The organism is Hyphomicrobium sp. GJ21, from assembly GCF_001006785.1.
GTDB lineage: Bacteria > Pseudomonadota > Alphaproteobacteria > Rhizobiales > Hyphomicrobiaceae > Hyphomicrobium_B.
The window spans coordinates 748,982-769,492 of the sequence record NZ_CDHO01000003.1; the positions used below are offsets into that span (position 1 = coordinate 748,982).

Below are 20,511 nucleotides of genomic sequence, written 5' to 3' on the forward strand. Positions count from 1 at the left end.
GCGAGACGCGTGCCCTATAGTCGTTTCACTTTTGAATCACGAAACGAAATTGATTTGGAATAATCAAAATCTCGGAGTTTGCCGATGAATGAACAGGCCTTGGAAGCTTGGGCGCCGCGGGTGCTCAGCATCCTTCGGATCGTGGCTGCCGTACTCTTCTTCGAACACGGCACGCAGAAACTTCTCGGATTTCCTGCACGTCCCGATGGCGGAGCGGGACCGGAAATCTTCTCGCTCATCGGCGCTTCCGGAGTTCTGGAACTCGTCGGCGGCGCGCTGCTGATCCTCGGACTCTTTACGCGGCCCGTCGCCTTCGTGCTCTCCGGCGAAATGGCGTTCGCATATTGGATGGCACACGCACCCAAAAGCGCCTTCCCTGTTCTCAATGGCGGCGACGCTTCGATCCTTTACTGCTTTGTCTTTCTGTACATCTTCTTCGCCGGTCCTGGCCCCTGGAGCCTTGACGCGAAACGCGCGGGCTCGACCTTCTGACCTGCAATCGACACCGCATCCTGAAATGAAAAAGCAAGCGGGCGCTTTGCGCTCCGCTTGCTCTCACATGCGATCTGTCAATGAGCGTTGGCGATCAGCAACCGCGACGCCACACGCATCGGCGGTAGTTCGGACCACCCCAGCCCCAGCGCCATGCGCAATTGCGGCGAACGACTCCGCAGCTTCTGCCGACGACCACGCCGCCACCGTAGAATCCCCAACCGGGACCATACCAGCCGCGACGCCAACGACGGCCGTTCCAGCCTGGACGGTACCAGCCGCGATGTCTCCAACCGCCGCCGCGATGCCAACCGCCGTGGCGAACTTGCGTGACGATGGAGTCGCTGGCCGGCGCTACGGGAGTGATGGGTGCGGCCGTCGCGGCGCCAGACATGAAAATGGCTGAAGCGGCTACGATCGCGAAAGCAAGGCTTCTCATGAATCCTCCGGACCTACCTGATGAGCGTGCCCCTGCATCGAACCGAGGCACAGAATTTATGACAGATACGGAGCGAGTGCCATTTGTTTTCCGGGCGAATTGGTTTCAATTCCGTTTTTCGCGCTTCGGAATGATTCAATCGGCGAATTGGGAATAGGCTCCCCATTCGGCCTGATCGGCACACGGAGTTGATCGGACACCAGGTTGCAACAACACCCCAAAATATTCCCAGCGCTGCAAGAGCGGTTCTCGGCATTTGAAATGCTGTCCGATGGGCGAAAACGGGCTGTATTTCAAACGTATTTCGCACCTGCACGCGTGTGACAGCCTCGCGCACGCTTATCCCCCTAAGCTCCAAACGATGCCTAAGGTCCGCGCACGCGTAGCCCTGAACAACCCGCCCGCCGATCGCCGGAGATAGATATGCCGCCGCTCCATCAAGCCTCCGCACCCACTGCGATCGCTCCCGGCGGCCCGGTGATGGACATCGCTAACGACAAAGCCGCCCCGCCTCCTTCCGCGCTCGATCTCCTGAAACTCGGGATTGAGAACGCGAAGATGGGACAGCTCAATGCCGCCGCCGACGTACTCGCGCAATCCATCCTGAAGGACCCGCAGTCGGCCGAAGCGCACGATGCGCTCGCGACGGTTTTGCTGGCGTTGGACAACATCGAATATGCCTGCAAGGCGAAAGCCAAGGCCGTCGGTCTTGGAAACAATTCCGCCGCCGACTGGGAATTGCTGGGCGATATGTTCGTCGCGCTCGGCCAAGCCGACGACGCGGCGCAGGCGTTCGGCACCGCTTTGGCGTTGCAGCCCGGCGGCTCGCCCGAACTCGAACGGAAACTTCAGATCGTCGCGGCCGCCTCGAGCTTTGCCGCACCGGCAGCGAACGCCGCAGCGATACCGGCTGACATTCCTGCAGCTTGGCATAACGTCAATCTCGTCACCATCGAACCGGAAGGCAATCCGCATACGGCCTCGTTCAGCGATCTCGTGTCGAGCTTCGAGAGCGCTCTCCGCGCGCTTGGCATCACGGTTCGCACACGCAAGAATGAAGTCGGCGTTGAAGGCGTCAATTTGCTGATCGGCGCGCACCTCATCGCGTCACCCGAAAGCGCCGACCGCCTTCCTGCCAACACCGTGATCGTGAACCTCGAGCAGCTGCGCGGATTCAACATCGGCGCGCGCCCCGTCTACGCCGGCCTGATGCGCCGTCTGGCGGTATGGGACTACAGCCCGCGCAACATCGCGCAGATCAAGAGCCTGATGCGCACGCCGTACGTCAGCCGCTTCAAGATCGGCTATACGCCCGAGATGACGCGTTGCCAGCCGCAGACGCCGACGACCGACGTGCTGTTCTACGGCAGTCTCAACGACCGCCGCGCGGCGATCCTGAAAGGCCTGCACGAAGCCGGCCTCAACGTGAAGCATCTCTTCAGCGTTTACGGCGCCGAACGCGATGCCGCCATCGCCGACGCCAAGATCGTGCTCAACATGCATTTCTATGAAGACAGCCTGCACGAGATCGGACGCACGTCGTATCTGCTGGCAAACAGCAAGGCGATCGTCAGCGAATGCGGTCCCGACACCGAGATCGAGGACGACATCCGCGAGGCCATGATCGCCGTGCCCTACAAGGACATCGTCGCAAGCTGCGTCGCGCTGATACGCGATGAGCCGCGGCGGCTGGCGCTTGAGAAAAAGGCCTTCGAAATCTTCTCGAAGCGCAGCCAGGCCGAAATGCTGCACGATGCAATCGTGGCGACGACGTTCCCGCCCGCAGCCTAAGCGCCGCCAAGCGCCGGAACGATTACAATCCCTGGGCATCGTTCCCCGAGCGCGGCACGCAGCGGCTTGACACGAGCCCGAAACCCTCGCACGTCAGGCCTTCCTGCCTTAGAGCCGGCTGGCGCCTGGGACCCCACATGACCGCACCGAAAATCAAACTCCATAAAGGCGATCTCCCCGCCGGGCTGACGTTCCCGAACGGAATCGCCATCGACACCGAAACCATGGGTTTGAATCCGCACCGCGACCGCCTCTGCCTTGTGCAGCTCTCCGGCGGCGATGGCACGGCCCACCTCGTCAAGTTCGACGGCAAAAGCTATGACGCGCCGAACCTGAAAGCGCTGCTGGCCGATCCGAAGACGCTGAAAATCTTTCACTTCGCGCGCTTCGACGTCGCCGTGCTCGAGCATTATCTCGGCGTCGTGACGAGCCCCATTTATTGCACCAAGATCGCATCCAAGCTCGCGCGCACCTATACCGACCGCCACGGCCTCAAGGATCTCGTTGGCGAAATTCTGGGGATCGAGATTTCCAAGCAGCAGCAGAGCAGCGATTGGGGCGCCGCCGAACTGTCCGACAGCCAGCGGAGCTACGCAGCAAACGACGTGCTGCATCTCCACGCGGTCAAGACCCGTCTCGACGAAATGCTGGCGCGTACCGGCCGCCAGGATCTCGCCAAGGCGGCATTCGGATTTCTCCCGATTCGGGCAAAACTCGACCTTCTGGGCTTCGAGGACGACATTTTCGCCCACTGAAGGTTGCTCGAACCCGGGCAACACACGTCGCGGAGCCGGTTTTAGGGGCCTTAACAGTCCGGATTGCGGATGTCCCAAAGTCTCCCCAATTACGGCGGACATTGGGGCGACTTCTTGGGGGCGAAAATCATGAGCCGCGATGGCTGCCATATCTGACAGCACCGTAACGAGCGGCCGTGGGCGCGCGTCCGGCAGCAAAATCGTGTTCGCTGCCGATCGCACGACGAGCCGCCGCGTCGCGTCTAAACATACCAGGACTGTGCGGCGGTTGAAGGTTGTTCTGCCGCTGATCGCCGTCGGAACGATCGCCGTTTTCCTGATGACGGTTTTGAACGGCGCCGGCATCGGCCCGAAGATCGCCGACATCCAGATCCCGCAAATCGTCGCCGAAAATCTCAAGATGAAGAACCCGCACTACGAAGGGTTCCAGTCGGACGGCGGCCGCTACTGGGTCAAAGCTGAAACGGCGCAGCAGGATCTGAAGACGCTCACCGTCGTGCACCTGGACGGCATCACCGGCGACCTGCTCGACGTCAAGAAGCAGAAGACGCATCTCGTCGCGAAGCGCGGCACCTTCGACAACAAGGCCAATACGCTCGAACTTTACGACTCGATCAATGTCACGGGCGACGGCGGATTGAACGCAACGCTGACCCACGCGCTGGTGAGAACCAAGGAAGGCGTGATCACGTCCGACCAGCCCTCGACGATCACGATGGGCGCCGGCCAGATCCTGTCCAATCAGCTGACGATCCGGCAGAAGACAAAAGAATATACCTTCGTCGACAACGTGCGCACGCACATCAAGCCGAAGGAGCAAACTCCATCCGCCGGTCAGACGGCACAGCCGACGCTCCCGTTCGGCAAATCCGGTGAGCCGATTGATGTCGCATCGAGCCGTCTCGACGTCGACGACAACAAGAAGGTTGCGCTGTTCACCGGTCAGGTGACCGCAACGCAAGGCGGCTCCACCTTGGTCGCTCCGGAAATGGCGGTGACCTACGAAGGTCAAGTGACGCCGGAAACAGGTGCGGACGCGAGCAAGCAGACACCGGCCGAAGGTGGAACCAAGGTCAAGCGGGTCGTCGCGAAAGAGTCCGTGACGCTGACGCAAGCCTCCGGCGAAACGGCGACGAGCCGAACCGCAACCTTCGATACGGCGGCACAACTCGCCGTTCTCGAAGGCGACGTCGTGCTGACGCAAGGAGCGGACAAAAAAGCCGTTGGAGATCGCGCCGAATACGACGAGGCCAACCAGAAATTGACCCTCACCGGCCCCGTCGTCGTAACCCAGGGCCAGAACGTTCTCAAAGGCCGTCGCCTTGTCTATCATCGCGCCACCAGCAAGATGCAGCTGACAGCGGAAACCGAGACAACCTCGGGCCGCATAACGGCGCACTTCATCAAGCCGGCTGGCAAGCAACCCGCGAAGAACGCCGACTCGGACCAATCCGAATCCGCGGAAGGAATTCCGTTCGGGCAGGCCTTCAAGACCGACCCCAACGCGCCTTACGACGTCACCTCCGATCGCCTGGATGTCGACGACAACGCGAAGACCGCTCTCTTCACCGGAAACGTCGTGACGGTGCAAGGCAACTTCACGATTCAATCCGGTGAAATGACCGCCTACTACACGGGCCGCAGCGGCCTCGGCATGTCCGACGACAAAGCCAAGTCCGGCGCATCGCTGACGCACATCCGCGCCAAGAAAGACGTGACCGTTATCTCCAAGGACGGCCAGAAAGCCTCGGGCGATTGGGCGGAAGTCGACGTCAAAACCAACTTGGCGAAACTCGGCGGCAATGTCGTACTGACGCAAGGAAAGAACGTCGTGCGAGGGACGAAGCTGCTGATCGACATGACGACGGGACAGGCAACGATCAAGACCGAGCCCACCGCGTCGAGCGAAAGCTCGATGGTCTCTGCGGGCGACGTCAGCAAAAACGGTCAAATCATCAAGGCTGACCGGCCGAGCGCAGTCTTCTATCCCGGTGAGTTCGGCAAAAAGATAAAGGGCGCTGCGGAGGCTGTTGATGGCTGGCAAGCCCGTTCGTCACGTTGACCTCGACATCGATTTGAGACCAAGTCCCGAAAACGCGTGTTGCGTGGAGAGGCGATAAGTGTTCAAGGCCCTACCGATCCGCCTCAAATCGAAAGGCGCCGCAGCCCCGCAAGCCGGAGCAAACGGACACGCGCACGCCAACGGCCATGCTCAGCCGAGCGCTCCGAGCGAAGACGATCCGCACGCTATCGGCGCGGAAGGCTGGCTCACCGCCTTCCACATTAAGAAATCCTATCGCAAGCGGATCGTGGTGAAGGGCGTCAGCCTCGCGGTCGGCCGCGGCGAATCCGTCGGACTTCTGGGACCGAACGGCGCCGGCAAGACGACGGTTTTCTACATGATCACCGGGCTCGTCGCCGCCGACGACGGTCGCATCACGATCGACGGCGAGAACGTCACCAGCCTGCCGATGTACCAGCGCGCGCGCCTCGGCGTCGGCTACCTGCCGCAGGAGGCCTCGATCTTCCGCGGTCTGACGGTCGAGCAGAACATCATGGCCGTGCTGGAACTGATCGAGCCCGATCGCAAAGCCCGGCGCGAGCAACTCGATAGCCTGCTTGAGGAATTTTCGATTACGCGCCTCCGGAAATCACCGGCTCTGGCGCTGTCGGGCGGCGAGCGGCGGCGCTGCGAAATTGCCCGCGCACTCGCCTCGCGGCCTTCATTCATGTTGCTGGACGAACCGTTCGCCGGCATCGACCCGATCGCGGTTGGCGACATCCAGCAGCTCGTCCGCCACTTGACGGAGCGCGGCATCGGGGTGCTGATTACGGATCACAACGTTCGCGAAACGTTAAGTCTTATCGATCGCGCCTATATTATCTACGATGGTCAGGTTCTGACACAAGGCAAACCTTCTGAAATCATATCGAACGAAGACGTGCGGCGAGTCTACCTTGGCGATATGTTCGTTAATACGCGTTGAGTACAGCTGTCCGCAGGGTTTAGCCTACGGAGCAGCGGGTTAGCGCATGGCGCTTTCTGCAAAACTTGAGCTGAGACAGGGCCAGCAGCTGGTGATGACACCACAGCTGCAGCAGGCCATCCGGCTCTTGCAGCTCTCGAACCTGGAGCTGACCGAATTCGTCGACGCCGAACTGGAAAAAAATCCGCTGCTGGAGCGCGAGGAAACGAGCGCCGCAGCCAAAACCTCGGATGATCCCGTAGCGCAGGCCGAGGAAAAAACATCCTCGATCGACGAAGAACACTGGCTCGATCTGAGACAGCCCGTGCAGGATCATTCCGGCGGCCTCGATACCGATTTCGGCAACGTCTTCCAGGGACCGGGAACAGGCGAGCCGCTCGGCGGCCCTTCATCGGGCCTCGGCTGGGCGAACCTCACGCAGCGCATGCATTCCGGCGGCGATGACGACAGCGATCTCGAGGATTACGTCGCCAATCAGGTATCGCTTCGCGATCATCTCAACGCCCAATTGCCGCTGACGATCGTCGATCCGGTCGAACGCATCATCGGCCAATACCTCGTCGATCTCGTCGACGAAGCGGGCTACATCCCTGCCAACCTCGAACCTCTTTCTGATCGTCTCGGCGCCCCGCTCGAGCTCGTCGAAAGCGTTCTCGACAAGTTGCAGACATTCGATCCGCCTGGAATTTTCGCGCGGTCGCTCGCCGAATGTCTCGCGTTGCAGCTAAAAGATCAGAACCGCTACGATCCGTTAATGGCCGAGTTGCTGGCCAACCTCGATCTCCTCGGCAATCGCAATCTCGCGGCGCTGAAGAAAGCCGTCGGCGTCGATATGGACGAGCTTGCCGACATGATCCGCGAGATCAAACGGCTCAATCCGAAGCCCGGCCTGAAGTTCGGCTCCGTGCAAATGCAGCCCGTCGTGCCCGACGTGATCGTGCGCGCCGCGTCCGATGGCGGCTGGCACGTCGAGCTGAACAGCGACACGCTCCCCCGCGTTCTCGTCAACCGCACCTATTACACACGCATCGCCAAGACCGCGACGAACGAGCGTGACAAAGGCTATCTCTTCGACTGCCTGCAAACCGCAAACTGGCTTGTGAAAAGCCTCGATCAGCGCGCGCGCACGATTCTGAAAGTCGCCGAGCAGATCGTGAGGCAGCAGGACAGCTTCTTCATGTACGGCGTGCAGCATTTGAGGCCGCTGAACCTCAGAACCATCGCCGACGCGATCTCGATGCACGAGTCGACTGTCTCGCGCGTCACCTCGAACAAATACATCGCGACACCGCGTGGCATCTTTGAATTGAAATACTTCTTCACTTCGGCCATCGCCTCGGCCGCCGACGGCGAAGCTCATTCCTCCGAGTCCGTTCGTCACCGCATCAAGCAGTTGATCGACGCCGAGCACGCCGACGCTGTTCTCTCCGATGATCAGCTTGTTGATCGGTTGAAAGGCGAGGGCATCGACATCGCTCGCCGCACTGTTGCCAAGTATCGCGAGGCGCTGCGCATTCCGTCATCAGTTCAGCGCCGCCGCGATAAGCGGCTGGTCGAAAGACTAGGCGGCGCCGGTTGATGCAGATCAGAAACAACGCATTGATTGAACTATATTTTTTAGATAAATTTATGAACCCAAGCGTGATTTGACAGCGATCCGCTCACGGCCTAACGCTTTGGCGAAATAATGGGCTTGTCGCCGACGGACGCGCTTGCAATCGTGTATGGGGAACGTCGCCACATCGCGGCGTGGGAATGCACGTAGAAAACAGCCCAGATTTCAGCGAGTGCAGACATCCATGACAATCCAAATAACCGGAAAGAATCTCGACGCAGGAAACGCATTCCAGGCTTACGCCAGCGATAAGATTCACACGGTGCTGAACAAGTATCTGGACCGCGTGCCCGATGGGCACGTCCGGCTGGAGCGTGAGCGCGGTTTCTTCAAAACGTCATGCTCCGTGCGCTTGACGAGCGGTCTGCTGCTCGAAGCTCACGGCGAAGGCGACGACGCCTACACCAGCGTCGATTCCGCCGCGCACCGTCTCGAGTCGCGCGTCCGCCGCTACAAGAGCCGGATCAAAAATCATTCCTCTCCGGAAGCAGCCGCGCGCCGCAAGATAGACATGGAAGCGCGCGACTATGTCGTGAGCGTAGGCGAAGAGGATCAGCCGGAGCATCACGACGCGAATCCGCTTATCATCGCCGAAGGCCAGCGCAATATCGGCCACATGACAGTCAGCGAAGCGGTCATGCAGCTCGATTTGTCTGAAGCGCCTTTCATGATTTTCAAGAATGCGGCCCACGGGGGGCTGAATGTCGTTTACCGGCGTAACGATGGTCACATTGGCTGGATAGACGCAGAAACGTCAGCCGCTGCAAAACCTGTAGACTGAGGACAACCGGATCTTTGATCACCAGCGCCGGCCGCGAGAGTGGGGCGCGTCGCAAGACGCGATTGGCTCGGCGCTGTTTTTTCTATGGAGCCTAGATGAATATTGAGGACATGCTCGCCCCGGACGGAATAATTCCGCGGCTGAAGGCAGAGGACAAAAAGCAGGCGCTTCAGGCGCTGGCGACCAAAGCCGAGGCCGCAACGGGCGCTCCAGCGCATGAGATCTACGCCGCTCTGTTACAGCGCGAGCGTCTAAGCTCCACAAGCCTCGGCCGTGGGATCGCGATACCCCACGTCAAACTCCCTGTGGCCAAGGCGATTACGTGCCTGTTCGCACGCCTCGAAAAACCCATCCCGTTCGACAGTCATGACGGCGAACCTGTCGACCTGCTGTTCTTCCTGCTCGCGCCCGAGCAGGCTGGCGGCGATCATCTGAAAGCGCTCGCACGCATCTCGCGTTTGATCCGCGATCCTGCGACGCTCGAAGGCCTTCGCAATGCCAAGGATGTCAACGAATTGCGCCTCGTGCTGACGAAGCCGCTGACGTCGAATGCCGCGTGATGCTGTCGCTCGACAAATGTCTTAGATAAAAAAACGCCCCGCAAATGGGGCGTTTTTTTTATGCATCAATGCAGCACGGCCAGCGCGCCGAGCCCGACGCCGCCAACAAGAAGCCGCCACCAGCCGAAAAACGACAATCCGCGTCGCGCAATGAAATCAAGCGCATAGCGCACGACCACGACACCCGCGACGAACGCCGCAACGAAGCCGATTGCGATCATCCCGACATCGTCCGGTGTGAGAAGCGACCAGTTCTTGTAAAGATCGTAGGCGAAGGCACCGGTCATCGTGGGCATGGCGAGAAAGAACGAGAATTCCGCAGCCGTGCGCTTGTCCGCGCCGAGAAGCATCGCGCCGACGATCGACGAGCCCGAACGCGATACGCCCGGGATCATCGCAAGACACTGGCAGAACCCGATACCCAGCGCACTGAGCAACGGAAGATCCATCACGTCATGATAACGTGGCTTCAGCGGCAACCGGTCGATGAACAGCAAAACGATGCCGCCGAGCACCAGCGCGATGCAGATGATCAGCGGCGATTCAAACAGATAATTCTTGATGAAGCTGTGCGCGGCTGCACCGATGACCGCCGCCGGCAGGAAGGCGATGAGCACGGCCATCACGAAACGCCGCGACCTCGCATCGCTCGGCAGCGCGGTCACAAGATGCCAGAGGCGGCCCGAATAAACCGTCAGCAGCGCCAGGATCGCGCCGAGCTGAATGAGCACCTCGAACGTCCGGCCCGTCGATTTGACGCCGAGCAATTCCTCCGTCAGCAGAAGGTGCGCGGTCGATGAGACCGGCAGATACTCGGTCAATCCCTCGATCAGCCCAAGCAGCAAGGCTTCCCAAGAATGCATGAAATCTATTCCCCCTCAGGCACAACCGCGGGAGCGTTAGCAGAATTCGCCTCCGCGCCATAGCTCCGGTTTTGGCACTGATGCCTTCGAATCGGCCTAGGCCGAAGGTATAGTCGCCGCGTCGCAATCGAAGAGGCCCGATGCCCACACGCTTGACACAATACCGGCTTTGCCCGCGTTCCCGCTCGATCCGCCTCGCGCTCGCCGAGTACGGCGTCGAGGTGACGCTGCTCGACGAAAATCCGTGGGAATGGCGGAAAGGCTTCCTGGCAAAAAATCCGGCTGGAGAGATGCCCGTTCTGGAATACGACAACGGCCTGACGCTGTGCGGCGCTTATTCGATTTCCGAGTTCATCGGCGACGAGCCCATGCCAAGCGCCTCGGTCATGGGCCCGAAACCGCCGCCGCTATTTCCCGGCAATCGCGAGGACCGCGCCGAGGTGCGCCGTCTCGTGGACTGGTTTCACGGCAAATTCGACCGCGAGGTCTCGCGCGAGCTACTGAACGAAAAGGTTTACCAGACGATGCAGCCGTCGGGCGGCGCAGCCCCTGATCCGGCCATTTTGCGGGCCGTCCGCGCCAATCTTCGCTACCATCTCGCCTATACGGGTTATCTCGCCGATGCGCGGCGCTGGCTGGCGGGCGACGATTTGAGCTTTGCCGATTTCGCAGCGGCGGCGCATATCTCCATCGTAGACTATCTGGGCGAGATGCCCTGGCACGAGTATCCCGCGGTCAAGGCTTGGTATCAGAAGATCAAGTCGCGGCCGTCGTTCCGCGCGCTCCTTGCTGATCGCGTGCCGGGGTCCTCGCCGCCGCTCGCGTATTCGGACCTCGATTTTTGACCCATAGTTTGGCCTTGGCCGTTGACCGTGCTCGATAGCGTTACCGCCGCAACTGACCTCAACGTCATGCTCCGCGACGAGGCGCGCAAGCTCGGCCTCGACGCCATCGGCATCGCGCGGCTCGACGCCTCGGGCGAGCTTGCCGAACGGCTCGATTATTTTCTGAAACATGGCCGCCACGGCGACATGGATTGGATGGAAGAAAACGCCGACCGGCGCGGCGATCCCAATCGCCTTTGGCCGGAAGCGAAAAGCGCGATCATGATCGGGCAGTCCTACGCACCGCCCGACAATCCGCTCGATGCCCTTGCCGAACACGACCGCGGCGTCATCTCGGTCTATGCGAAGGGCCGCGACTACCACGACGTCGTGAAGAAAAAAATCAAATCACTGGCGCGCGCCTTCGCGGCGAAGTCGGGCGCCGATGTCAAGGTTTTCGTCGACACCGCCCCATTGATGGAGAAACCGCTCGCGATGAAGGCGGGCCTCGGCTGGCAGGGCAAACATACAGTTCTTGTCTCGCGCGAGCATGGCGACTGGCTCTTTCTCGGCGCAATCCTGACGACGGCGGCCCTCGCGCCGGACGCCGAAGAAGTCAGCCGCTGCGGCTCCTGCACGCGTTGTCTCGACATCTGCCCAACGAAGGCGTTTCCGGCTCCCTATCAGCTCGACGCACGCCGCTGCCTCGCCTACCTGTCGATCGAGCACAAAGGTCATATCCCGCTGGAATTTCGCGAGCCGATGGGCAATCGCGTATTCGGCTGCGACGACTGTCTCGCCGTCTGCCCGTGGAATAAATTTGCCTCCGCCGCGACCGAGATCCGCTTCGCCGCGCAGCCCGCAACCGACAACCCGCCGCTTGCCGATCTGCTGGTGCTCGACGATGCCGCGTTTCGCCAACGCTTTGCGGGAACGCCGGTGAAACGCACGGGACGCAACCGCATCCTTCGCAACACGCTTATCGCAGCCGGCAACTCAGGCGATCGATCGTTGCTGCGCTTGATCACACCGCTATTCGAAGACGAGTCTCCGCTTGTTCGCGCCATGGCGATCTGGTCGGCGAAACGTCTGATGCGCGAAGAAGAGTTCGCACCCTTTAAATCCCGCTACGAAGCGCGCGAAGCCGATCCCGAGGTCGCGCGCGAATGGGCTGAGCCCCTCGAAGGACATTCCGCATGAACCGACTTTTTTGCTTCGGCCTGGGCTACAGCGCGGGTGTGCTCTCGCGCCGCCTCGCCGCAAAAGGCTGGAGCATTTCCGGCACTGCGACGACCGCCGAAAAGGCAGATGCCTTGAAGCAGCACGGGTACGAAGCCTTCGTATTCGACGGACACGAACGCGATTCCGCCATCACCGATGCACTCAGCCGGTCGACGCACGTCCTGCTGTCCATTCCGCCCGGCGAGGACGGCGATCCGGCTTACCGCGTCTACGCATCGGACATCGCCGCGAGCCCCTCGATTGCGTGGATCGGATATTTGTCTTCGATCAGCGTCTACGGAGATTCAAAGGGCGAATGGGTCGACGAAACGACTCCGCCGGGCCCCGTAACGGACCGCGGCAAGCGCCGCCTCGACGCCGAGAAGGCCTGGATCGAACTTGGCCGCACGAGCGGCAAGACGATCGTCGTCCTGCGCCTCCCCGGAATTTACGGTCCGGGCCGCAGCGCCATCGATCAGCTCCGCGCAGGCAAAGCGCGCCGGATTTTCAAACCCGGCCAGGTCACCAATCGCGTCCACGTCGACGACATCGCAACCGCGACCGAAGCCGCCCTCGGCCTTGCCTCCGGCATTCACGTCTTCAACGTCACCGATGATCTGCCCGCCCCGCCTCAGGACGTCATCGCGTACGGCGCGGAAATTTTAGGTGTCCCTTGCCCTCCGGCCACCGATCCGACCGACGCGAGCCTGTCGCCGATGGCGCGCAGCTTCTACGCCGAAAGCAAGAAAGTCTCGAATGCGCGGATGAAAAGCGAGTTGGGCGTCAAGCTCGCATATCCCACCTACATCGAAGGCCTGAACTCTATCGCCAGTTCATAATTCCGAATTTTTTACGATCGTCACACGTTCTCCGCCATTCCGCCGGAATGAGGCATACATATGCTCTCATCGACGCCGCGCACTTCGAGCGCCGGCGTTTCGAATGCGGGCGAATTATTATGCGGGCTATCGTTGTCATAAGCACCGTGCTGACCATGCTGGCAGCGTCGCCCCTATCATCGCGCCCGGCAGCAGCCGAGCCCATCGATCCGGCGCAGGCCATCGCGCAGAAATTCATTGATGCCGATCGAGCGGCACCCGCTTCTCCGCGCGCCAAGCCGAAGCCTGCGCGCGTCACCAAATCGGAGCCGGCGGCACCTGGCCTCGACTACGAAACGGAGATGCTTGAAAACGCACGGGCCGAGCAAGCCGAGCGCCGCAAAGTAATCGCAGAGCGCGCCCCGCTCGTGATCGCGCAGCCTGCTCCCTCCGCAGCGCCGGAACCCGTCGTCAATCCGCCTCCGACGCCGCCACAAACAACCGAACCCGTCGCGAAACCGGTCGCTCCCGCTCTGCCGGCTATGACCCAGCCTCATCAAACGGCCGATACGAAACTAGCGACTGCGCCGGACGCAGTGCCCGCGCGTCCCGACACGCGGGCTACCGTACTGATCGTGCTCGATCCTGACGACACCGAGCAGACGCACGTGAAATCCGATCCGATCATCTGCTTCGATCAGCAATGCTGGATTTCGAACGGCTTGGACTCGCCTGCCAAACCGATGCCGCGCTCCGAGGCTATCGCGCTCAAGACGACGGAAACGCCAACCGGCGATTCTTGCAGCGGCAAATCCGCTTGCGCATTCCGCAACGTCGCGTTTCGACCCGAAACCCAGGTTCAGGTTGTCGAGGTCGGCGAAAGCCGCGGCGTTTCCGATGGCGCCTATACCGTTGCCGCAGATTCCACATGCCGGAAGCTCAACGGCGATCTGACCTGCGATAATGCACTCGTAACTCACGCATTCCGCATGTGGGTCGTGCCTGAAACGACAGCACAACAGGTCGGAGCATCGGCGCTCGAGGATGCCGTTGCGGAAGGTCTGCAAGACAGCAACAACGACAATTCCGCCGACGGCAAATAGCGGCGTTACTGCTAAACGAGCCTGCCGATTTCCTCGAACAGCAACGCCAGATCCTGCGGCCGCGACAGGCGATGCTCGCCGTCCGCGATCTCGACGAGTTTGACATGACCGCCGGTCAGAAATTCCGTTAGCTCGCGCGTATGCGCGGCCGGAACATCCGGATCTTGCAGCCCCTGGAGGATCGCGATCGGCCGTCCCGGATCGAACGGCTCGCGCGCCAGGAGATGGTTGCGACCATCCTCGATCAGCCCGCGCGTGATCGGATACGGCGAACCATAAGCCGACGGCTGTTCGTAAACACCGCGTTCGAGAATGGCGCGCCGCGCTTCATCGCCGAAGCGCTTCCACATCAGCTCTTCCGTCATGTCCCACGCGGGCGCGATGAGAACCAGCCCCTTGATGCGCTGAGCATCAGCCGGTTGCTCGCGCAGAAGCTTGCGCAGAAGCAACAGTGCGATATGCCCGCCCATGCTCGACCCGATGATCACCTGCGGACCCGTCGTGACGCGCGTGAACACCGCACAGGCTTCTTCGAGCCAGCGTCCGATTGTCCCGTCCGTGAATGGCCCATCGGAGACGCCATGCCCCGAGTAGTCGAAACGCGTCGAGGGAAGCCCGCGCGCCGCAGCCCATTCCGCAACGGCCACAGCCTTCGTCGAAGCCATGTCGGACATGAAGCCGGAAAGCCAGAACAACCCCGTCGCGTTTGCAGTGCCGGAGAGCGCCGTGCGATAGGCGATGCGGCGCTGTCCCTTGCCGTCTCCAACGATCAGCGTTTGCGGTTCGTCGCCTGGCACCTTAAACAACCTCGTCATTTCGATTGGAGCGATTCATGGGCCATGAGCTCATGGGCCTGAAGCGCCCTACCATATTGCAGATCATTCCGGAACTCGCCACCGGCGGCGCCGAATTGTCGGCGATCGAGATTGCCGCCGCCGTCGTTCGCGCAGGCGGACGCGCGATCGTACTGAGCGAGGGCGGACGCATGGCAGATCGCCTTGCCGCAGTCGGCGGCGAGCTGGTGATCTTCCCTGCAGCGACGAAGAATCCGATGAAGCTTCTCGCCAACGCCAGCGCGATCGAACGCATCGCGCGCAAGGAGAACGTCGATCTCATTCACGCGCGAAGCCGCGCACCCGCGTGGAGTGCGCTCATCGCAGCGCGGCGCGCGAAACTGCCGTTCGTCACGACCTACCACGGCATCTATAATGAGAAAGGCCGCGCCAAGCGCCTCTATAATAGTGTCATGGCGCGCGGCGACATCGTGATCGCCAACTCCCGCTATACCGCCGACATCGTGAAGAAGAGGTACGCCACGCCGGAGGAGCGCATCCGCGTCATTTATCGCGGCGTCGATCTCGATGCGTTCGATCCCGCAGTCGTTTCGGCAGAGCGAGTTAAAAATCTGCGCGACAAGTGGGGCGTGACCGACGAGCAGCGCATCGTTCTGCACGCCGCGCGGCTGACCAAATGGAAAGGCCAGGGCGAGGTCATCGCAGCCGCCGCACGTATCCGCGACAAGGTCCGTGATTGCGTTTTCATTCTCGCGGGCGACGCCCAAGGCCGCGACGATTATCGCCAGGGATTGTTGGACCAGGTCGCAAGCGCCGGACTCGAAGGTATCGTACGCCTCGTCGGCCACGTCGATGATATACCCGCTGCTTTTGCAGCCTCGCATATCGCCTTCGTCGCCTCGAACGAACCAGAGGCTTTCGGCCGTGCCGCTGCGGAGGCGCAGGCGATGGCGTGTCCCGTGATCTCGACCAACATCGGAGCGCCGCCCGAAACCGTGCTCGCACCACCGCACGTTGCTGCGAGCGATCGAACAGGATGGCTCGTCGCGCCGAGCGATATCGACGAATACGAAAGCGTGCTGCTTGAAGCGCTCTCGCTCGACGACGCTGCACGAGCCGAAATCGGCGCGCGCGCCCGCCGCCACGTGATGGAAATGTTCTCAACGTTCAAAATGCAGCGTCTGACTCTCGCCGTGTACGATGAGCTGCTGAAAACGTCGATGCAGATCACTTTTGCCCGTGGCAATTGAGAAACAATAGCCGCCGATATAACTGCAAGCCCATGAAGCGCAAACGAATTCGCGGCATTGTACGTTAGGGAACAGCGCGCAAGAAATCGCGCATTTTCGGCGCATATTCCATGAAATCGCCCACAAGCGGGCCTGCAAGTTCCACCGTCGCGCCAGCCGGCGCACTGTTGAGAGCTTTCAGGGGAGACAGCTTGTTATGGCAATGCCCGAAACGCAGTTCGCAGAAAGCCATCTCGTAACGAACGCGCGCGCCGATCGAATCTTCGATCACATGATCGCAAAGCTTCACAGCGTTCCGCTCGAAGCCGACCCCTACTGCCACTACTACGGCGCCGGTTGGTTTCCCGATGACTTTTATGCGGATATGCTCGCGAACTTCCCTGATCCGAAACTTTACGAACCGCTGAACATGCGCCTCTACGTTCGCCCGGACGGAGAGAGCAGCCGCGATCAGTTTCATCTTACGGAAGACGCAATCGCCAAGCTGCCGCCAAAGTCGCAGCAAGTCTGGAGCGACCTCGTCGACGTCGTGACGCGCCCAGAATATCGCCGCGCGATATTCGCAAAACTCGCGCCGGATCTGACCAAGCGCTTCGGCATCTCGAAAGACGCCGTCGTGAACAAGACATGTGCGTACGAGGTTCGTCTGGTGCGCGACACCGAAGATTACAAGATCAAGCCGCACTGCGATGGCTTGAACAAGATCGTCACAACTCAGTTCTATCTCGCGCCCGACATGAGCCAGATGGATCTCGGCACATCGGTCTATCGCCGGCATAAGAAATTATTCGGCAGCTCTTTTGAAGAATTGAAGCGCTTCGAATTCCGTCCCAACAGCGGCTACGGCTTTGCCGTCTCGGACTCTCGCGACAAACAAAGCTGGCACGGACGCGAGACGTTGAGCAACTTCAAGGGCGTTCGCAACACGCTCATGGTGCTGTTCCAGCAGACCTCGCCAAACAGCTACAATGGTTCGCCTCGAACCGACAAAGCAGCCGCGGAATACTGAAACGCAAGAAGAGAACGTCTCGAACGGCGGCCGCGGAAACTTATGCTTTGACGCGCAAACCTTCCGCTGCGCGCGTTGGCGCAAGGAGCCTCGGCTGCCGCTGACGGAATACGTCAGCCAGGAGATCGAGCCCGTTTTCGACGAGCGGCCTAATCGAACGAAGCTTTGCCAGCACCGCGTCTGGCGCAAGATCGGCGATGCGCATCGTATGCAGCCAACCGTTGCTTTCGAGGAAGCCGCGGTATTCGAGTTCGCTCGCGTCGAGACTGAAAACGCTCGGCGTGATGGCGATCGTCGGACGGCGCAGCCATACCGACTCCGAGACCATCGAGCTGCTGTCCGCCGTACACAGGATCGCCGACGAAGCCGCATAGAGTGCACGCAGCGTGCCATTTCCGGACGAGCGCACGTCGATATACTGATGGATCGCGCTGTCGTTCTCTTCCGCAAGCCGAACGAGCGCGTCGCTCAACTTCTGCGGCGTCCGCCGCGAGTTAGAGACGTAGAACGTCGTCCCCGTCGCGGCATGCATGTCGCGCATGAAGCTGACGAGGCGCGTCAGATCGGATTCCGAAAACGTGATGCTGGACGTGTTGCCGCCGATCAGAATGCCGATCAGCGCCGGGGGCTGGCTTTGCGACAGCGCCGGCTGGATCATCGAATCCGGATCGATCGGACTGGGCTTCATTGTCCGCACGTGCCGCGAATGGGTCGCGACCTTGGCGTGAGACGTAAACACGAGGTCGAAATTGTTGACGTCGTAATGCTTGCCCGAGCCGTAGAAATAATTCGGCGCATCGAAGAGGCGTGAAAAAGCAACATTCGCGCCAAGGGTATCGCCGCCCCCCGACGCGACGAAGTCGGCCCCGCTTACGGCGTCCGGCGTCAGCCCGTATCCGAGCCGCAGGACAACCTCAGGCCGAACGCCCCGATTGCTCAGAAATGCCAGGAAGCGCGTCGGCGTCCAGCGACGCTGAGATATTTCGATCCGCGTGACCTCGACCGGCCGCAGGCGCTCAATGGCTGCGACCAACCCTTCCGCCAGGTGATAATTCCCGGGCCGGCCGTCGGAAATGAGTAGGCCCTTGAGGGGTTCCGCCGAACGGCCGTCCGATTGCATCGCAAAATCCAATAGCTGTTGAACGGACATAGCCGCCCGATTGTGACGATTTATGGTTTAATCTTGAACCCCTTTTAAGGAGCGTTGTATTCACCCGATAAGACTTGACTTTACACCGCACCTTAAGAATCTTGCGCCGGGATGCTCGAATCTGCGCGCACGGCAGTAGAGTTGCGTCCAATTCGCGAAACAGTAGAGGAGAATGCCCCATCCGTAGACCTATGCGACCCGAGCCCCAGAGCCGGGAAAACCAAGGGCCCCGCATCAACGATCAAATCCGGGCCCGGGAAGTTCGTCTCATCGACGAGAACGGACAGAACATCGGCGTCATCGCCAAATTCGATGCCCTTGCCCGTGCTGAGGATGTTGGACTTGATCTCGTAGAGATCTCGCCGGATGCCGAGCCGCCGGTATGCAAGATTCTCGATTTCGGAAAATTCAAATTCCAGGAACAGAAGAAGGCCGCCGAGGCGCGTAAGAACCAGAAGATCGTCGAATTGAAAGAGATCAAGATGCGACCCGGCATCGACGATCACGATTACGACGTCAAGCTGCGCGCCATCAAACGTTTCTTCGAAGAAGGCGACAAGGTGAAAATCACCCTTCGCTTCCGCGGCCGCGAGATGGCGCATTCACAGCTCGGCATGGCCGTGCTTCAGCGCGTCAAGGTCGATACCGAAGCCATCGCCAAAGTCGAAAGCGAGCCTCGCTTTGAAGGCCGGCAGATGGTCATGGTGCTCGCTCCGAAATGACCGCCCGCGGCGGGGTGAATGATCCCCGCCCCACCCACCGGTTCACGGACAGTCCGGCGAACGCAATCGAGAGCCTTGCTCGGCCATGAGCAGGGCTCTAGTTTTGTCTGGCCTGCAGTGGAGCGAAAGCTATGAGCCAGGACAGCCCGTTTGATTTTTCCATCTTGGATCAAATCGGCGCGCCGTACCGCTTCTTCGAGGCCGGGGAGAAAATCTTCCTCGAGGACGATGCAGCCGACGCCATGTACATGGTCCGCTCAGGACGCGTCGACGTCATCACTTACGGCACGGTCCTCGAAAACGTGCGCGCTGGCGGTATTTTCGGCGAATTGGCGCTGATAGACGACGGTCGTCGCAGCGCCGCCGCGATGGCTACCGAGCCAACCGAAGTCGTGCAAATCGACAAGCAGACATTTCTCGCTGTCATCCGAAACGACCCCGAATTCGCGCTGCGGGTCATGAGCCTGCTCGCCAACAGGCTTCGGCGGATGAACAAGGAACATTAAGTGCTTCCGGAAAAGTGGAAACCGGTTTTCCGGTAAGAAGCACGACGATGCAAAGACCGAGCGTCGATCCGCTATTCAACGAAATGCGGAGCGGCTTGAGGAACGAGCAGCAGCTGTTGCGCGGCTGCTCGCTCCAATCCGGTCGTCAGCAGCCGTTTCTGATCATGCAGCGGCGGAAACGCGGACCGCCCCAGCCCCAACGATCAGCGCAGATGTTGCGCCATTTCACGCAGCGGCCGCCACGCCAGCCCGGGCGACGCCAATACTGAACCTGCTGGATAAGCGACTGGCTGACGCCAGCCTGCTGAGGGGCCGAAACTGGCGCTGCCCGGGCAGGGGCACCTGCTGCGAGGGAAAGTCCCGCCGCGACGACAACGGCCGCGGAAAGCGTTGCAATGCGCATGAAAAAGCTCCGTTAACTGATGGCGCACAAGGCGTTGAGCGCTCTGGACCTTCGCAGCCGACGCCTGAATGACCCGTGAATAACGATATACAAATTGGTGATATGGCCTCAGTCGAGATCGATGATCCCAAGCGATGCCAGCGTTATGAACGTCGCAATCATAAATGCGCCGACGATCAGCACCAAAGCCGGATAAAAAGCCGCGAACACGACGCCGGCGCGCCAGCCGCTCGCGGAGCGGACACTGATGAGGAACGTCGGAAACGCCGCCAGGGATAAAATCATCACGACAAACGGATCGAGTTTCATCGGACTGTCTCACGGACCAGGGCGATTAGTCCGGACATCTTCGCTCCAAGTTGAAATCTGCAACACCCGTGAAGGCGAAAAGAGGCGCAACGAGCGGCAAGTAGTGTTGCTGACAGTTG

At 60.6% G+C, this 20,511-nt stretch carries 21 protein-coding genes; 16 read left to right on the forward strand and 5 right to left on the reverse strand.

Going from position 1 to position 20,511, the window contains the following annotated elements:
- Nucleotides 1-84 precede the first annotated feature (84 nt).
- The 8 genes from HYPGJ_RS11860 to HYPGJ_RS11900 all read left to right on the forward strand — a co-directional run bounded on the left by HYPGJ_RS11860 (nucleotide 85) and on the right by HYPGJ_RS11900 (nucleotide 9,420).
- A complete protein-coding gene (locus tag HYPGJ_RS11860; protein ID WP_046847342.1) occupies nucleotides 85-492 on the forward strand; it encodes a DoxX family protein in 408 nt (135 codons plus the stop codon).
- 862 nt (nucleotides 493-1,354) lie between these two features.
- Nucleotides 1,355-2,722 (forward strand): hypothetical protein, encoded by a 1,368-nt coding sequence (locus tag HYPGJ_RS11870; RefSeq protein WP_046847344.1) that lies wholly within the window; start codon nucleotides 1,355-1,357, stop codon nucleotides 2,720-2,722.
- Nucleotides 2,723-2,859: 137 nt separating this feature from the next.
- Entirely contained in the window at nucleotides 2,860-3,477 is a 618-nt protein-coding gene (locus tag HYPGJ_RS11875; RefSeq protein ID WP_046847345.1) for a ribonuclease H-like domain-containing protein, read from the forward strand.
- Nucleotides 3,478-3,616: 139 nt separating this feature from the next.
- Nucleotides 3,617-5,539, forward strand: a complete 1,923-nt coding sequence (gene lptC / locus HYPGJ_RS11880) for an LPS export ABC transporter periplasmic protein LptC (RefSeq protein ID WP_046847346.1) — start codon at nucleotides 3,617-3,619, stop codon at nucleotides 5,537-5,539.
- A 58-nt stretch (nucleotides 5,540-5,597) separates the two neighbouring features.
- Nucleotides 5,598-6,464: an LPS export ABC transporter ATP-binding protein gene (lptB, locus tag HYPGJ_RS11885; RefSeq protein WP_046847347.1), complete on the forward strand. Its 867-nt coding sequence runs from the start codon at nucleotides 5,598-5,600 to the stop codon at nucleotides 6,462-6,464.
- A gap of 46 nt (nucleotides 6,465-6,510) precedes the next feature.
- Nucleotides 6,511-8,043 (forward strand): RNA polymerase factor sigma-54, encoded by a 1,533-nt coding sequence (gene rpoN / locus HYPGJ_RS11890; protein ID WP_046847348.1) that lies wholly within the window; start codon nucleotides 6,511-6,513, stop codon nucleotides 8,041-8,043.
- A gap of 220 nt (nucleotides 8,044-8,263) precedes the next feature.
- Nucleotides 8,264-8,860, forward strand: coding sequence for a ribosome-associated translation inhibitor RaiA (gene raiA, locus HYPGJ_RS11895; RefSeq protein ID WP_046847349.1), 597 nt, complete (start codon nucleotides 8,264-8,266; stop codon nucleotides 8,858-8,860).
- Between the two features lie 95 nt (nucleotides 8,861-8,955).
- Nucleotides 8,956-9,420, forward strand: coding sequence for a PTS sugar transporter subunit IIA (locus HYPGJ_RS11900; RefSeq protein WP_046847350.1), 465 nt, complete (start codon nucleotides 8,956-8,958; stop codon nucleotides 9,418-9,420).
- A 65-nt stretch (nucleotides 9,421-9,485) separates the two neighbouring features.
- Here HYPGJ_RS11900 and HYPGJ_RS11905 read toward each other — a convergent pair whose 3' ends face one another.
- Nucleotides 9,486-10,292, reverse strand: a complete 807-nt coding sequence (locus HYPGJ_RS11905; protein WP_200185754.1) for an undecaprenyl-diphosphate phosphatase — start codon at nucleotides 10,290-10,292, stop codon at nucleotides 9,486-9,488.
- Between the two features lie 131 nt (nucleotides 10,293-10,423).
- On the opposite strand from HYPGJ_RS11905, the gene HYPGJ_RS11910 reads away from it, so the two are divergent.
- The 4 genes from HYPGJ_RS11910 (at nucleotide 10,424) to HYPGJ_RS11925 (ending at nucleotide 14,249) form a co-directional block, all read left to right on the forward strand.
- The gene (locus HYPGJ_RS11910) at nucleotides 10,424-11,128 is read left to right on the forward strand and encodes a glutathione S-transferase family protein (protein WP_046847352.1); all 705 of its coding nucleotides are present in this window, start codon (nucleotides 10,424-10,426) and stop codon (nucleotides 11,126-11,128) included.
- A 27-nt stretch (nucleotides 11,129-11,155) separates the two neighbouring features.
- The gene (gene queG / locus HYPGJ_RS11915; RefSeq protein WP_101536153.1) at nucleotides 11,156-12,307 is read left to right on the forward strand and encodes a tRNA epoxyqueuosine(34) reductase QueG; all 1,152 of its coding nucleotides are present in this window, start codon (nucleotides 11,156-11,158) and stop codon (nucleotides 12,305-12,307) included.
- On the forward strand, nucleotides 12,304-13,167 hold the full coding sequence (locus HYPGJ_RS11920) for an SDR family oxidoreductase (RefSeq protein WP_046847353.1): 864 nt from the start codon (nucleotides 12,304-12,306) through the stop codon (nucleotides 13,165-13,167). Before queG ends, HYPGJ_RS11920 begins: the two co-directional genes overlap by 4 nt.
- 119 nt (nucleotides 13,168-13,286) lie before the next feature.
- Entirely contained in the window at nucleotides 13,287-14,249 is a 963-nt protein-coding gene (locus tag HYPGJ_RS11925; RefSeq protein WP_244466106.1) for a hypothetical protein, read from the forward strand.
- Nucleotides 14,250-14,260: 11 nt separating this feature from the next.
- Here HYPGJ_RS11925 and HYPGJ_RS11930 read toward each other — a convergent pair whose 3' ends face one another.
- Entirely contained in the window at nucleotides 14,261-15,064 is an 804-nt protein-coding gene (locus tag HYPGJ_RS11930) for an alpha/beta hydrolase (protein WP_046847355.1), read from the reverse strand.
- Nucleotides 15,065-15,081: 17 nt separating this feature from the next.
- On the opposite strand from HYPGJ_RS11930, the gene HYPGJ_RS11935 reads away from it, so the two are divergent.
- Together HYPGJ_RS11935 and HYPGJ_RS11940 are read left to right on the forward strand one after the other, a co-directional pair.
- Nucleotides 15,082-16,293 carry a glycosyltransferase family 4 protein gene (locus tag HYPGJ_RS11935; protein WP_046847356.1) on the forward strand — a complete coding sequence of 404 codons (1,212 nt, stop codon included), beginning with the start codon at nucleotides 15,082-15,084 and terminating at the stop codon, nucleotides 16,291-16,293.
- A 196-nt stretch (nucleotides 16,294-16,489) separates the two neighbouring features.
- Nucleotides 16,490-17,302 carry a hypothetical protein gene (locus HYPGJ_RS11940; protein ID WP_046847357.1) on the forward strand — a complete coding sequence of 271 codons (813 nt, stop codon included), beginning with the start codon at nucleotides 16,490-16,492 and terminating at the stop codon, nucleotides 17,300-17,302.
- 40 nt (nucleotides 17,303-17,342) lie between these two features.
- Here the strand turns inward: HYPGJ_RS11940 and HYPGJ_RS11945 are convergent, their stop codons facing one another.
- Entirely contained in the window at nucleotides 17,343-18,422 is a 1,080-nt protein-coding gene (locus HYPGJ_RS11945) for an ELM1/GtrOC1 family putative glycosyltransferase (RefSeq protein WP_046848368.1), read from the reverse strand.
- A gap of 221 nt (nucleotides 18,423-18,643) precedes the next feature.
- Between HYPGJ_RS11945 and infC the strand changes: the two genes are divergently transcribed.
- Together infC and HYPGJ_RS11955 are read left to right on the forward strand one after the other, a co-directional pair.
- Entirely contained in the window at nucleotides 18,644-19,174 is a 531-nt protein-coding gene (gene infC, locus HYPGJ_RS11950; protein ID WP_046847358.1) for a translation initiation factor IF-3, read from the forward strand.
- A gap of 131 nt (nucleotides 19,175-19,305) precedes the next feature.
- A complete protein-coding gene (locus HYPGJ_RS11955; protein WP_046847359.1) occupies nucleotides 19,306-19,680 on the forward strand; it encodes a cyclic nucleotide-binding domain-containing protein in 375 nt (124 codons plus the stop codon).
- Nucleotides 19,681-19,825: 145 nt separating this feature from the next.
- Here HYPGJ_RS11955 and HYPGJ_RS18830 read toward each other — a convergent pair whose 3' ends face one another.
- A complete protein-coding gene (locus HYPGJ_RS18830) occupies nucleotides 19,826-20,083 on the reverse strand; it encodes a glycosyl hydrolase family 5 (protein ID WP_083984116.1) in 258 nt (85 codons plus the stop codon).
- A gap of 108 nt (nucleotides 20,084-20,191) precedes the next feature.
- Nucleotides 20,192-20,392, reverse strand: coding sequence for a hypothetical protein (locus tag HYPGJ_RS11960; RefSeq protein WP_046847360.1), 201 nt, complete (start codon nucleotides 20,390-20,392; stop codon nucleotides 20,192-20,194).
- Nucleotides 20,393-20,511: the final 119 nt, after the last annotated feature.